Here is a 14,078-nt window from a genome sequence, read left to right on the forward strand (position 1 = left end):
TCTGTTGCAACGTATGGCAAGAGGGCGGAATGGACGCCTGGAAACATGCGAAAAATCGTATATATCAGTCGGGAGATGCCGGCATGAAGGAGGACATCGTGGTCAAAACCTTTACCAGAGTTGCGACGACAGCGGTTGCACTGCTGCTCGGCGGCACATTTGCGGCCTCTGCGGGGTGGCTTGACGGTCTGTTCGGCGGCAACGCCGAGGATGCCTTTGCCCAGTGTCGGCAGGGGGCCGTGGCCGGCGACATCGGCGGCCCGTTCGAGCTGGTCAATGCGCAGGGAGAGACGGTCACCGATACCGACGTGATTACCGAGCCGACCCTGCTGTATTTCGGCTACACGTTTTGCCCCGACGTGTGTCCCTTCGATGTGGCGCGCAATGCGGAGGCGATCGACATTCTGGAGCAGCGCGGCATGAGCGCGACGCCGGTCTTTGTCTCCATCGATCCGGAGCGGGACACCCCCGAGGTGGTGGGCGATTTTGCGGACACGTTCCACGACAAGATGATCGGACTTACCGGATCCAAGGAACAGGTCGATGTCGCGTCCAAAGCGTATCGCACCTACTACCGCGCTCAGGAGGCCGAGGATGAATATTACCTCGTGGACCATTCGACATTCACCTATCTCGTTTTGCCGGAGGCAGGCTTTGTCGACTATTTCCGCCGCGAGGTCACGCCAGAGCAGATGGCGGATCGGGTCGGATGCTTCGTTGACGCGGCGTCCTGACCGGATTGTGTGATCCATTCGTGGGGTTTGACCGTACCAGTAGGCAAGGTTAATAGTGAAACCCACAGTACGTCACCAGGAGGGAAGTCCTTGGCAGCAAATGAAATAGACGAACTGGGTGAGGACAAGTCCCTGCTTTTGGTGGACGACGATGAGCCTTTCCTGAAACGTCTGGCCAAGGCCATGGAAAAGCGCGGCTTTGACGTGGAGACCTCTGGCTCTGTTGCGGGTGGCACGGCTGTGGCCACGGCACGCCCCCCGGCTTACGCAGTGATCGACCTTCGGCTGGAGGACGGCAATGGTCTGGACGTGGTCGAAGTGCTGAGGGAAAAACGGCCTGATAGCCGGATTGTTGTCCTGACGGGATACGGTGCGATTGCGACTGCGGTCGCCGCGGTAAAGATCGGCGCAACGGACTACCTGTCAAAACCCGCCGATGCCACCGACATCACGAACGCTTTGCTGTCCAAAGGCGATGAGCTGCCGCCGCCGCCTGAAAACCCCATGAGTGCCGACCGGGTGCGGTGGGAACATATCCAGCGGGTTTATGAGCTGTGCGATCGCAACGTGTCAGAGACCGCGCGTCGTCTGAACATGCACCGCCGTACGCTTCAGCGCATCTTGGCAAAGCGCTCGCCCCGGTAGGTGCGGCCAAATCAATCGGAACATCATGCAGGGCGGGGGATGACCCCGCCTTTTTACGTTTCAGAGCAGGGAAATGCGCGACCGGGCAGAGGATGCTTCGTCTTCCAGTGTCTCGGCTGACATGATGTGCCAGTCGAGCCCGGTCTGCCCTTGTTCGCCTGCATTTTTCAGCGCCAGTTTCGTGGCGCGGGCCTGCTCGGCCGACAAGCTGAGCGCATGGGCCAGATCAACGCGGACTTCGCGGATCTGTGCTTCTTGAGCTGCATAGGCATCTGGCGTGATCTGGCCAGTGTCGCGCTGAAACTTCAGCTCGGTCAGAGCGGTGTCCTGGAATGAGAGCAACTCGGTCAGCCCATCGTTGAACTGTGCCATTTCCCGTTGCGCGCCGGAAATGGCTGGTGTGACGCGCGACAGTTTTACGATCTCCACGCGCTCGGCGACGCGCTTTCTTCCCAAAGCGTTGCCCACGACAGCGCCAACACCACCGCCGGCCAATGCACCGACGACGCAGTTGCTGCCATCCGCTGCGGAGGCGGTCACGAGCGCCAGACCGCAACCTGCGGCGGCCCCAGTCGCCGCGCCCTTGAGCGTCGCACTGCGGACCATTTCGCGGGTCATGTCGTCCAAGGCTCTGGCCTGCGCCAGCATGGCCTGTTCGGGTCCGGCAACCTCTTGTGCGGCAAAGGAAAGGATGCCGCTATTGTTTCGGCTGACATGGTTCTTCTGCCCGCAGGCAGCGGTGGTCATAATGCAAATCGAAAGGATAATGATCTTGGCACGCAACATGTTGACTGCTCCTGTAATTCACTAACAAACTGCGGCTTGTCCCGCCTTTGCTTGTGAATTGCTCGGAGAATCTGGCTAGATTGAGGCAAATTGTTTCCAAAGTTTGGATCCTTGCCGCAAGTGTACAGTTCTTTACATCTGTTCCAGCAACACTGCCACGCGATCTGTGAAAGCATGGCGGCACACCACAGGGGGCCGCAGGTGAATACCCAGGTCGGCAATCAGCTCCCGGTTGGGGCGCCCGAACAATTTGTTCGCTTCCGCCTCGGTAAAGCCTGCGATCTGCGTTGCCTCCATCCAGGCAGATACATTATCCGCCTTCTTGATCCGCTGTTTAAGCCGCGTTGGCGTCATGGCGGGCAGGCCAAAGCGGATGTGGATTGCAGCGGTCAGGCGCTTGTCCAATTCGCTGTAATCGGGACCGACGGCGGCCTTGACCGGCGAAATCATGTCCCCGATCACATATTCAGGCGCATCGTGCAGTAGCGCCGTCAGCCTGTCTGCCGCGGTGCATTTGGGATGCATACGAGCGAAAAGGGCTTCGACCAAAAGCGAATGCTCGGCCACGGAATAGGCGTAGTCGCCCTGCGTTTGTCCGTTCCAGCGCGCCACAAAGGCCAGACCGTGGGCGATGTCCTCAATTTCTATATCGACAGGCGTCGGATCCAGCAGGTCGAGCCTGCGGCCCGATAGCATGCGCTGCCAAGCACGGGGCGGTTTGGCCATGAGAGATCCTCGGCGGATGGAAAAACGCTGCCTGAATAGGCCGATGTGCTCAATGTGTAAATCATCCGTTAAGGCGAAGCTGGCAATGTACCCTCAATCCCGCGGTGCTATAGGACATTGTGATCTGAGGCCACCGATGGTAGCTCGAAAGGAAAAGCCTGTCGGTTTCGACGGGCTGAATATTCTCATGCAAAGGGACTTCAATGTCGCAAGATTACGTCGTCAAGGACATTTCGCTGGCCGACTTCGGTCGCAAGGAACTGGATATCGCTGAGACGGAAATGCCGGGGCTGATGTCACTGCGTGAGGAATACGGAGAGAGCAAACCGCTGTCCGGCGCACGCATCGTTGGCTCGCTGCACATGACCATTCAGACGGCCGTGCTGATCGAAACACTGGTGGCGCTGGGGGCGGATGTGCGCTGGGCGTCCTGCAACATTTTCTCCACGCAGGACCACGCGGCGGCGGCCATTGCTGCAGGAGGGACCCCGGTCTTCGCGGTCAAGGGCCAGTCGCTCGAAGAGCATTGGGACTACCTCGACAAATCCTTCATGTTCCCGGATGGCGCGAACATGATCCTCGACGATGGCGGCGACGCGACGCTCTATGTGTTGCTCGGAGCGCGTGCCGAAGCTGGCGAAGACATCATTCCCGTGCCTCAGTCCGACGAAGAGGTCGTGATCAAGGCGCAGATCCAAAAGCGCATGGCCGCGTCGCCGGGTTGGTTCACCAAGGTGAAGGAAGCCATCCAGGGCGTGTCCGAGGAAACCACCACGGGTGTCCACCGCTTGTACGACTTGCACAAGAATGGCCAGTTGCCTTTTCCTGCGATCAATGTGAACGATTCCGTAACCAAGTCGAAGTTCGACAACAAATACGGCTGCAAGGAATCGCTGGTTGACGGCATCCGCCGCGCAACCGACGTGATGATGGCAGGTAAAGTTGCTGTCGTGTGCGGCTATGGTGATGTGGGCAAGGGGTCCGCAGCCTCGCTCTCCGGCGCCGGTGCGCGCGTCAAGGTCACTGAGGCGGACCCGATCTGTGCCCTGCAGGCGGCGATGGACGGCTTCGAGGTGGTTCTGCTCGAAGATGTTGTGGCCGACGCCGACATCTTCATCACCACCACCGGAAACAAGGACGTGATCCGTATCGAGCATATTCGTGAGATGAAGGACATGGCCATCGTTGGCAACATCGGCCACTTCGACAACGAGATCCAGGTGGCGGCGTTGAAAAACCACAAATGGACCAACATCAAGGACCAGGTGGACATGATCGAGATGCCCTCCGGCTCCCGCATCATCCTGCTGTCCGAGGGTCGACTTCTGAACCTTGGCAACGCCACCGGCCATCCGTCTTTCGTAATGTCGGCCTCCTTCACCAACCAGGTGCTGGCGCAGATCGAACTGTGGAAGAACGGCGATGATTACCAACCGGGCGTGTACATCCTTCCCAAGCATCTTGATGAAAAGGTCGCGCGCCTGCATTTGGGCCGCATCGGGGTAAAGCTTACCCAGCTTTCGAATGAGCAAGCGGCCTACATTGGCGTGTCACCTGATGGTCCTTTCAAGCCGGAACACTATCGCTACTGACATCCGGTTGGGGCAGCGCCCAACTTATACATCGTTTTCAAAGGCCGGGTTTTCCCCCGGCCTTTTCCATGGAACCAACAGGTTTTGGTCAATTTTCCAGCCGCAATAGGTCTTCACGCTCTGGAAGGTGGATGTTTCCAATAAGTGTCTCACCCCGCAAGGTCGTATGGCTGTTTGTTGAACATCTGCGGTTCGAATTTGTATCAGTCTTCTACCGGCCGCATTGGCGTCTTTCTGACCGAGGCTGATTGGCGGATCTGCGGGTATAGAGCGAGACATCGCGGTGCGGCGTTGTCTCCAGTTCTTCGCGTGGCTTTGAAGAACCTCTTCGATATGGATGTATCGCCGGTTTGAGCTTCGTCATCGCTTGGCTTTGAAGCGTGATCAGCATGTCACACTCCCATCCCTGCAAATACCACCTGCCGCGTTGAGCTCTGGTCGACGAAGGGACGTGCGATCATTCGGGATGGACTGGTTAACAACCGACCGGTTTGTCATGGGAAACCGGTCGGGACTCACGTTAAGGACTGCTTAAACGGGCAAGGTAAATGCAGCGGTCGTCGTTTTAACCCCCGAGAGTCTCCAAGGGCACGTCGTCGCCCTCTTCACCGCCAAACCGAAGCAGCTCGACCGATGTCAATTGGATCGTTTCATCACCCGACGTGACCATCAGACGTCCATCAACCTTCTGAAAGGAATAGATTTCTCGCGCCAGAGGAAGCACGACCGTGTCGCGTCCCGCCCCGCCGTGGATCACATCCGCGCCACCGCCGGACATGATAACGTCGTCCCCACCCAGCGCGATGAGGTAATCAATCGCTGCGGTGCCTTCGATCCTGTCCGCGCCGTTGCTGCCGGGAGTCCGGAGTCCGTCCGCAAAAACAAGGGCTTCTCGGTCCTCCCACTGCGGACCAGAGGCATTGTAAGCCATCAACATGTCCCACCGTGGATTGGAATCCTCAAGATGTCTTAACGCGCCCCAGGACCCCCATTGAGAGGCCGGGGCCACGTCCACAAAGGCATTGAACAGCGTTCCGCCCGCGTTGGCCCAGCCGCCCAGCAGCATCTCATAAAGTTTCGCCATTTCAGGGGTATAGTTGAACTCCTCAAAGAACGCGGTCATGCGTTCGTCATTCACCTGCGGCCCATGCGCCGTGACATGCGTGCCGCCTTCGTACATCACGAGACGCAAGTCATAACGCCGCGCGGCATCTGCCTGATAGGGGAACACTTCGTTAATCAGTTGCGATAAGCTGCCTTCTTCCAAGGCTTTAGCAACGGGCGCGATGGCCCCATCAAAGCGCGCATCCTTGACGAACTCGCGCAGGGCCACCCGCCGCAGCCCTTCCGCTTCGCCCGCCTCAATCGCCAGCGCTTCCGACTGGTCCAACCAGCCGTTCATCCGCTGCGCCATCTCGTCAGAACCCATTTCGTAGCCAAAATATCCCGTTACGGCATAGGCGTCGAAGCTTTCCACCGGCTGTTTGCCCAGCGCCAGAAAGGCCAGCGGCGCCACGAGAATATGCTCCTCCAGGCCTGGCCATCCCGTGTGCGTGCCGATCACCCGCACCAGCCGATCCTCTGCCGCCTCGCCAAAAACTTCTGTCCAGATGTCCATGACTTGTGCCGAGCGCAGGCCGTACCACTGCATCCAGCCCAGATCGCTCTCACCCCACAGGTTTGTGGCCTGCTCCCGCGCATAGGCGGCCTGAGGGAAAGCTTGGTTCCAGACCTCGTTGGAATACTCCACATGAGCCTGCAAACTGGGATCCAGATCACGTTCAACCAACTCCGCAAAGCGCCGGACATAATCGTCGTTCGCGCCATGCGGCATGTTGAACCACGGGTCCGCGCCGATCACATTGGCCAGCCGCACCATCACCTCCGCCGGGACGCCCCAGTCCAGCCAGTTGATGCTCTCCATTACCGGGCGGTCCTCCCATGCCATCACGGGGGAGCCGTTGGTCAGCATCCAGTCCATGAACCGAACCGATCGAACGTCCTGAATCCGATCCAGAAACAACGGGTTAAACAGCGCACCCGCCTCATGCAGCGGTAGGAATTCCTCCTTTACGATGGCGATGTTACGGATGGGGTCGTCCTTGGGAACCTCCTCGATCCGCAGGGCAACCAGCCCCTCGCCAGGCTCGTAGCGGAAGGTGATCCGTCCATCTTCGTAACGCACCCGCTTGGCCCGCCCGGTCAGCTCAATCTTGCCGGACCCCTCATAGGTCAGCACATAGTCGCCGCGCAGCCAGTCCTGATCCTCGTTCTGGTCCGTCAGCAGCACCGCCTCCAGCGCGACGGCTTCCGGCGGCACGCCAACCGGGTAATCGAACGCATCCAGATAGCCCCCGGCGCGCAACTCCTCGGTGCTGATCGCACCCCATTGATCTGCCGTATGTCCGACCCAACCGCGCGCAGATTTCATTATGTTTACAAAGGGATGCTGCGTCGACCAATCCGACACGCCGTTCAGGCCAAACCCCAGAGAGGGCAGCCCCTCAGGTCGCATTCCCGCCTCAGGAAGCAACAGCGCCTCGCGCTCTGGCAGTGTATCCTCCGGGGCCTCTGCGGTCTCAGTCACGTTCTCTGCCACTAGGGGCTCCGCCTCGGCGCGCGCCTCGCGCGCGGGCACTGCCGCCCAGATATGATCAGCGATTTGTTTGTAATTCGCCACCAGTTCAGGGTGCAGTGTGGCAGGTGGCGCATAGTCTGCCGGGGGCGGCGCATCGAATAGCCACGAATAGACCACCATCCCTGCCAGGAAATAGATCGTTGGCTTTCCATGCGGCGCGCCGTCTTCGTACAGCTCGCCCGCGGGTACGTCCGCCAGCGGACCACCCTGCGCCATCAGCTCTGCCAAGACCTTTGCGACAGGGATCAGCGTCACGTCCTGTTCTGGTCGTGTGACGTGAAGAACGTTGATAAGATCTTGATACCACTGGTGATATTCACCGGCGTTCAGCTCGTGATATTTTTCAAAGGCGCGGTCACGCGGTGGAAACCGCCCTACGACGCTGTCCATATCGGCCCAGCCCTCGTAGACATAAAGCTCCGTGTCCGGGTCTTGTTCCTGTACCCAATCGAACAGCGCCAGCATCGCGCTCAGCGGGCTTTCTCCGTCGGGATTGTCACCTTCATAAGGCACGTCCGGCAGCTGGTACTGGATGAAGTTTGCCGGCGTCACCAGCACCGCATCGAATCCCGCCTCGCCAAATCCGCCCTGTCCAGAACCCCAGGCGCCGTTGACGCCGTCAAAGGACCAGTTCGGGGTCGGCGGAAGCCCATCGGCAAAGTCGCGCAGAAAGCCCCACTGCCCCTCCACCGAAAAGCGACGTCCGTCCGCCTTGGCGAATTCGTTCACCCAATGTGGTACATTGGTATTTTCGCTCTCTTCACTGAGGTGGTTCACCAGCGAATTGCCAAAGATATATGCGGAAACCGCGTCTTGCTGGGCCTGCGCCCCGCCCGACACACCACACCCAAGAGCCAACGCCCAAATCCAGGTCCTGATCATTACACTGCCCTGCCTATTTTTGAGCAGTATGCCCCATTTCCGATGCGGCTCAAAGTTCCGCAAGGCAGCGTTGGCGGGAAATCTCATTTTTATAGGGTTTTCATTCACGAATAGGGGTCTATGATCCCCCTTATGACAACGGTCCGCCATATCCCTGCTTTCGCGTCCCTTCGGGCGCCGCTTGCGCTGGCCCTTGCTCTAGTCCTAAAGCGCCTCTGAGCGTGCCATCCGGCGCGACCGCTCAGAGGGGAACCGCTTCGCGCCAAGAGGCCTAGAGATATACGAGAGATCACCATGACAACTGATATTCCTGCGGACCAGAGCCGCGTTCTTATCTTTGACACCACGCTTCGTGACGGTGAACAGTCGCCGGGTGCGACCATGACCCACGACGAAAAGCTCGAAATTGCAGAGCTGCTCGACGACATGGGTGTCGACATCATCGAGGCAGGCTTTCCCATTGCCTCAGAGGGCGACTTTCGCGCCGTTTCTGAGATCGCGCAGCGGTCCAAGCAGTCTGTGATTTGCGGTCTGGCCCGCGCCCAACTGCCCGACATCGATCGCTGTATGGAGGCCGTGAAGCACGCCGCCCAACCGCGCATTCACACGTTTATCGGCACCTCGCCGCTGCACCGCGCCATCCCGAACCTCACCATGGACGAGATGGCCGACCGCATCCACGAAACCGTCAGCCACGCGCGCAACATCTGCGACAATGTGCAATGGTCACCGATGGACGCAACACGCACGGAATGGGATTACCTGTGCCGCGTGATCGAGATCGCCATCAAGGCCGGGGCCACCACGATCAACATCCCTGACACCGTGGGCTACACCGCTCCACGTGAATCAGCGGACCTGATCCGCCGCCTGATCGAAACCGTGCCGGGCGCCGATGACATCGTCTTTGCCACGCATTGCCACAACGACCTTGGCATGGCGACGGCGAACTCACTGGCCGCGGTCGAGGCTGGCGCGCGTCAGATCGAGTGTACGATCAATGGCTTGGGCGAACGCGCAGGCAACACCGCGCTCGAAGAAGTCGTGATGGCCATGCGGGTGCGCAACGACATCATGCCCTTCTCGACGCAGATCGATACCAAGAAGATCATGCATATCTCGCGCCGCGTTTCGACCGTGTCGGGCTTTCAGGTGCAGCCAAACAAGGCCATCGTCGGCAAGAACGCATTCGCCCACGAATCAGGCATCCACCAGGATGGTATGCTCAAGAACGCCGAGACGTTCGAGATCATGCGACCGGAGGACGTGGGCCTCGCTGGAACGTCTCTGCCGCTTGGGAAACATTCGGGCCGCGCCGCGCTGCGTGCAAAGCTCAAGGAGCTTGGCACAGAGGTTGGGGACAATCAGCTCAAGGACATCTTTGTCCGATTCAAGGACCTCGCCGACCGCAAGAAGGAGGTCTACGACGATGACATCCTTGCGCTGGTGTCAGCCACGACCGAGGGCGGCGATGCCATCAGCCTTGTGAATCTGCGCGTGGTGTGCGGCACCGGCGGTCCCGCCGAGGCCCAGATCGAGCTGGAGATTGACGGCACTGACAGCACGGCAACCTGCGAAGGTGATGGCCCTGTGGATGCTGCCTTCAAGGCGATCCGCGAATTGCATCCCAACAAGGCGCAGCTGCAACTGTATCAGGTGAATGCCGTGACCGAAGGCACAGATGCGCAGGCGACGGTGTCGGTGCGCCTTGAAGAAGACGGCATGATTGCCACCGGCCAGTCTGCGGACACGGACACCGTGGTCGCCTCGGCGCTGGCCTATATTCAGGCGCTCAACCGGCTTGTCGTGCGTCGTGCCAAAGTTGGCCCGGGCGCTGACAAGCGGGAAATCAGCTACAAGGAGCTCTGACAGTCAGAGCCACAGCAAACCGGGGCCATCGCGCCCCGGTTTTTCGCTTCAGTTGGCAAAATCCCACGCAGTGCTGCGCTTGCCACGCACTTTGCGGACCGAGTATTTCGCCCCCACGAGCGCATGAAGCGCACGGGCCAGCTTTGAGCTGAAGAAATGGCTCAGGCTGAATTCCCAGCCAGTCGCGCGCGCTGCCGAATAGGCGACAAAGGCCGCAAGGATTCCGTAAAAGGCTATGTCAGAGTTGGTCACGGCGGTCTCTCCATCTCTCGTTCAACATAATCGTTAAGGAGAGTTTAAGGCGAGAGTTTGCGCGCTTTGCGATAGATCAGGACTTTTTCACGAACTTTGTGAGGATCACGATCCGCTGTCCTTCGACCCGGCCCGAAATATGCTCTGCATTGTCGGCCTCCAGGCTGATCTTGCGCACGGCGGTGCCCTGCTTGGCGGTAAAGCCCGCGCCTTTGACCGGCAGCGCCTTGATCAATGTCACTGTGTCCCCGTTCTGTAGCACTGTGCCGTTCGAATCGCGGTGCACCACTGCATCACCCGAAGGCAGCCCCGCCTGGGCCCATTCCAGAACTTCCGGCTCCAGATAGGCCATGTCGAGCAGGTCGTTGGCCCATGCCGCGTCAAGCCCATTCAACAAGCGCCATGCAAGCACTTGCTCTGCCGGTTCAGTGGACCAGATTGCCTCATTCAGGCACTGCCAATGCGGACCATCCTGCGGCCCGGTTTCTACGCCCGCGCGGCAGGTTTCACATAGCGCAACGGTGTCGTCTTTTGGGGAGACGGCAAAAGGGGTGGCATTGTCGGCTTTGCACAGCGCGCAAGTTGTCATCGGGTTCTCCTGAATTGTTTCGTGCCTCAGACCTCAGCCGCGCCGCGCTGTCCATGCGTCTAAACGCGCAGGTGAATGAGGGGGCGTTGCCCCGGCCTGCAGTTTCCCCCGGAGTACTTGAGAAGCAAAAACAAGGCGCACGATGAGTATCGCTATACGAATCGAACCACTTGCTTGCAGCGTTGCGTGTGTCACCCCTCGAAACTCGAAAGCTATGCTCGCGCAACTGATCAAGGATCCTGGCCGCGATGAGGGTCGCGAAACAATGCGCCAAGAATGATCGCAAAATGGCGCTAGCGCGCGATTGTGGATGGCTGGAAGAACGGGCTCAGGAAGGCTTGATCAGCCGTGAACCTACCGAAGTTGATGATGCAATGATGGTCGCGTTTCGACCGCGTGGACGTTGGCTGCCGGCCTTCGACCGTCAAACAAGCCTGCAGGTTCCCGTTATGAACGAGGGGCCAGCGGCGGCAGGTATAAACAAGACTGAGGACATCCGCTTTGATAGATTGCTTGATTGGGACGCCACAATTGAAACTGTAAGACGGATGTCTGGCGCTGGTTTGGCGACGCTGCAAAAGGCCCGTGGCGTATGTCGCGACACTTGCTACGCCGCGAAGTTATCCCACCGGCCACCGCAGGTCTTTCGAAGACATCAGGCTGAATAACTCGGTGAGGACCGCGATGCCGCGTTGGGCGGCGATGCCGTGTGTGCGCCGAGCGATCATGATAAAGAGACGCTACAATGTCCCGAAAGGCCCATGGCGTCCCGAGCGCACATTGGCACGGGACGCCCGGCGGCCAAGCCGCCCTCTGCGGCGGCGTGATCCCGGCTACCGGGTCGGCCTCTTTTCGGTGATTGTCAGCTGTCGGCCTCTGCCATGAGTGCATCCAAAACCGCCCGCGCATCGTCGCCGGACCAGTTCGCATCGCCTGTCAGCCGTGCCACTTCCTCGCCGTCGGGGTTCAGGATCAGGGTCACGGGCAGGCCCAGCACCGCCATTTGTCGGGCGAGGGTCGACTGAGGGTCGCGATGAAGCGGCAGGTTGTCGACGCCGATCTCGGCAAAGAAGTCTTGCATCTTGGCGGGCGGATTGCGCGACGTGGCAATGGTCAGAACCTCGAAATCATCGCCCCCCAACTCGGTCTGCAGTTCGGACAGCATCGGCATTTCATGGCGGCAGGGGGCGCACCATGTGGCCCAGAAGTTCACCAGCACCCATTTGCCCTGCCAGTCCGACAGGTTCAGCGGTTGCTCGTCGAAGGTCATGAAATCAGCGGTTCCAACGGCTTTCGGGTCCGCGTGAAAGACCATTTTCTTCATGTCTCCATTCACAACGGCCTGAGCGGCGGCCACATCGGCCATCCCGGGATTTGCCAGCGCGACCGCGCCGGTATAGAGAGCCGCAAGCAAGAAACGTTTCATTAGACCTCCTGAAAGGCATGTCATGTCGGACCAGACCTCGAACCAGATGTGGGGCGGCCGCTTCGCCGCAGGGCCGGATGCGATCATGGAGGCGATCAACGCCTCGATCGGATACGACCAGCGGCTCGCGGCGCAAGATGTCGCCGGGTCGAGGGCCCACGCCGCCATGTTGGCGAAGCAGGGTATCATAAGTGATAACGATGCCGAGGCCATTCGGGAAGGTTTGCTCACGGTCTTGTCAGAGATCGAGGGCGGAGAATTCGCCTTTTCCACCGCGCTGGAAGACATCCATATGAATGTGGAGGCCCGGCTGAAGGAGATCGTCGGCGAAGCGGCGGGCCGTCTGCACACCGCGCGGTCCCGCAACGATCAGGTTGCGACGGACTTTCGCCTGTGGGTGCGCGACCAGCTGGACGCCGCCGAAACCGGACTTGTCGCCTTGATGAAAGCGCTGCTCGGTCAGGCAGAGGCCGGGGCCGACTGGGTCATGCCCGGTTTCACCCACCTGCAAACCGCACAGCCGGTCACATGGGGTCATCACATGATGGCCTACGTGGAGATGTTCAGTCGCGATCTGTCGCGCGTGCGCGATGCGCGCAAGCGGATGAACGAATCGCCCCTTGGTGCGGCGGCTCTGGCCGGTACAGGCTTTGACATCGACCGCCACAACACTGCTGAGGCCCTGGGCTTCGACGCGCCCATGGCGAACTCGCTGGACGCGGTGTCATCGCGTGATTTTGCGCTGGAATTCCTGTCGGTGGCGTCGATCTCGGCCATGCACCTGAGCCGTATGGCTGAGGAGCTGGTGATCTGGTCCTCCGCGCAATTCCGGTTTGTGACCTTGTCGGACCGCTTTTCCACCGGGTCGTCGATCATGCCGCAAAAGAAAAACCCCGACGCAGCAGAGCTGATCCGCGCCAAGATCGGTCGGATCTTTGGGGCCAACGTCGCCTTGATGATGGTGATGAAGGGGCTGCCGCTGGCCTATTCCAAGGACATGCAGGAAGACAAGGAACAGGTCTTTGACGCTGCCGACAACTGGATGCTGGCGCTCGCCGCGATGGAAGGCATGGTCAAGGACATGACCGGCAACAAACCGGTGCTGGAGGCCGCGGCCTCCTCGGGCTTCTCGACCGCGACCGATCTGGCCGACTGGCTGGTGCGCGAAACCGGCCTGCCGTTCCGCGATGCCCACCACGTCACGGGCAGCCTGGTTGCGATGGCGGAAAAGAAAGGCTGCGATCTGCCGGATCTGACGCTGGAGGACATGCAATCGGTGCATGGCAACATCGACGCAAGCGTGTACGATGTGCTTGGCGTGCACAATTCGGTCGCGTCGCGCATGAGCTACGGCGGCACCGCTCCTGAACAGGTGCGTAAGCAAGTCGCACGGTGGAAAGAGGTTCTGGGATGATCCGAACTGGACTTTTTCTCATGACGCTGGCGCTGCTGGCGGGCTGTGGCGCCGATGGCGACCCTCAGCCGCCGGTGGCTGACAGCAGACCTGAGCCGGGGCTTGCCGTCCGCGGTACGGTCTCTGTCGGGATCACGGGCTGATGCTGCGGCACCTTTGGCTGGCGCTTGCCGTCTGGGGCGCCGTGCATCCGATGTATTGGTTCGTCACATATCTGTCGGAAAACGCCTGGGATTTCGGGGCTTTGGTGGATGCGTGGTATGTCAATGCCTCCACCACGGGCCTGACCTGGGATTTGACCATCTCTGCCGTGACCCTGACGGTTTGGGTGTTGGCGGAGGTCGCGGTGCGCCGCAACTGGTTGGCGCTGTTGGCGATCCCGGCGACCTTTTGCATCGGGGTCAGCTGCGGTCTGCCGCTGTATCTGTGGTTTCGGTCGCGGCCCGTGGTCTAATGCGGGCCTGACTTCGGACCAGCCATTCATCGGGGGTTCCGCCTTGGTCGCGCTTGCGCTAATCACCCCGT

The 14,078-nt window shown here is 59.9% G+C and carries 13 protein-coding genes; 7 read left to right on the forward strand and 6 right to left on the reverse strand.

Annotation, left to right across the window (positions count from 1 at the left end; translation table 11 throughout):
- The first annotated feature begins 83 nt into the window (after positions 1 to 83).
- Positions 84 to 734: an SCO family protein gene (locus GGQ68_RS00555; protein ID WP_183962412.1), complete on the forward strand. Its 651-nt coding sequence runs from the start codon at positions 84 to 86 to the stop codon at positions 732 to 734.
- Positions 735 to 824: 90 nt separating this feature from the next.
- Positions 825 to 1,379: an ActR/PrrA/RegA family redox response regulator transcription factor gene (locus tag GGQ68_RS00560; protein WP_183962414.1), complete on the forward strand. Its 555-nt coding sequence runs from the start codon at positions 825 to 827 to the stop codon at positions 1,377 to 1,379.
- Positions 1,380 to 1,439: 60 nt separating this feature from the next.
- On the opposite strand, the gene GGQ68_RS00565 is transcribed toward GGQ68_RS00560, so the two are convergent.
- Positions 1,440 to 2,165, reverse strand: a complete 726-nt coding sequence (locus tag GGQ68_RS00565; protein ID WP_183962416.1) for a hypothetical protein — start codon at positions 2,163 to 2,165, stop codon at positions 1,440 to 1,442.
- Between the two features lie 132 nt (positions 2,166 to 2,297).
- Positions 2,298 to 2,891, reverse strand: a complete 594-nt coding sequence (locus GGQ68_RS00570; protein ID WP_183962418.1) for an HD domain-containing protein — start codon at positions 2,889 to 2,891, stop codon at positions 2,298 to 2,300.
- Between the two features lie 203 nt (positions 2,892 to 3,094).
- Between GGQ68_RS00570 and ahcY the strand changes: the two genes are divergently transcribed.
- Positions 3,095 to 4,483 carry an adenosylhomocysteinase gene (gene ahcY / locus GGQ68_RS00575; RefSeq protein WP_183962420.1) on the forward strand — a complete coding sequence of 463 codons (1,389 nt, stop codon included), beginning with the start codon at positions 3,095 to 3,097 and terminating at the stop codon, positions 4,481 to 4,483.
- A 565-nt stretch (positions 4,484 to 5,048) separates the two neighbouring features.
- Here the strand turns inward: ahcY and GGQ68_RS00580 are convergent.
- Entirely contained in the window at positions 5,049 to 8,003 is a 2,955-nt protein-coding gene (locus GGQ68_RS00580; RefSeq protein WP_183962423.1) for a calcium-binding protein, read from the reverse strand.
- 294 nt (positions 8,004 to 8,297) lie between these two features.
- Here GGQ68_RS00580 and GGQ68_RS00585 point away from each other — a divergent pair, with 294 nt between their 5' ends.
- Positions 8,298 to 9,872, forward strand: coding sequence for a 2-isopropylmalate synthase (locus tag GGQ68_RS00585; protein WP_183962425.1), 1,575 nt, complete (start codon positions 8,298 to 8,300; stop codon positions 9,870 to 9,872).
- Positions 9,873 to 9,920: 48 nt separating this feature from the next.
- Here the strand turns inward: GGQ68_RS00585 and GGQ68_RS00590 are convergent, their stop codons facing one another.
- The 3 genes from GGQ68_RS00590 to GGQ68_RS00600 form a co-directional block, all read right to left on the reverse strand.
- Entirely contained in the window at positions 9,921 to 10,124 is a 204-nt protein-coding gene (locus GGQ68_RS00590; RefSeq protein ID WP_183962427.1) for a hypothetical protein, read from the reverse strand.
- A 76-nt stretch (positions 10,125 to 10,200) separates the two neighbouring features.
- A complete protein-coding gene (locus GGQ68_RS00595) occupies positions 10,201 to 10,713 on the reverse strand; it encodes a PhnA domain-containing protein (protein WP_183962429.1) in 513 nt (170 codons plus the stop codon).
- 862 nt (positions 10,714 to 11,575) lie between these two features.
- The gene (locus GGQ68_RS00600; protein WP_183962431.1) at positions 11,576 to 12,139 is read right to left on the reverse strand and encodes a TlpA family protein disulfide reductase; all 564 of its coding nucleotides are present in this window, start codon (positions 12,137 to 12,139) and stop codon (positions 11,576 to 11,578) included.
- A 22-nt stretch (positions 12,140 to 12,161) separates the two neighbouring features.
- Here GGQ68_RS00600 and argH point away from each other — a divergent pair, with 22 nt between their 5' ends.
- Genes argH through GGQ68_RS00615 form a run of 3 tightly spaced genes read left to right on the forward strand, consistent with a single transcriptional unit; the run spans position 12,162 to position 14,007 of the window.
- Positions 12,162 to 13,553: an argininosuccinate lyase gene (gene argH, locus GGQ68_RS00605; protein ID WP_183962433.1), complete on the forward strand. Its 1,392-nt coding sequence runs from the start codon at positions 12,162 to 12,164 to the stop codon at positions 13,551 to 13,553.
- Positions 13,550 to 13,696 carry an argininosuccinate lyase gene (locus tag GGQ68_RS00610; RefSeq protein ID WP_183962435.1) on the forward strand — a complete coding sequence of 49 codons (147 nt, stop codon included), beginning with the start codon at positions 13,550 to 13,552 and terminating at the stop codon, positions 13,694 to 13,696. Before argH ends, GGQ68_RS00610 begins: the two co-directional genes overlap by 4 nt.
- Positions 13,696 to 14,007, forward strand: coding sequence for a DUF2834 domain-containing protein (locus tag GGQ68_RS00615; protein WP_183962437.1), 312 nt, complete (start codon positions 13,696 to 13,698; stop codon positions 14,005 to 14,007). The genes GGQ68_RS00610 and GGQ68_RS00615 overlap by 1 nt, the downstream gene beginning before the upstream one ends.
- The last annotated feature ends 71 nt before the right edge of the window (positions 14,008 to 14,078 follow it).

The organism is Sagittula marina, assembly GCF_014196795.1.
Taxonomy (GTDB): domain Bacteria; phylum Pseudomonadota; class Alphaproteobacteria; order Rhodobacterales; family Rhodobacteraceae; genus Sagittula; species Sagittula marina.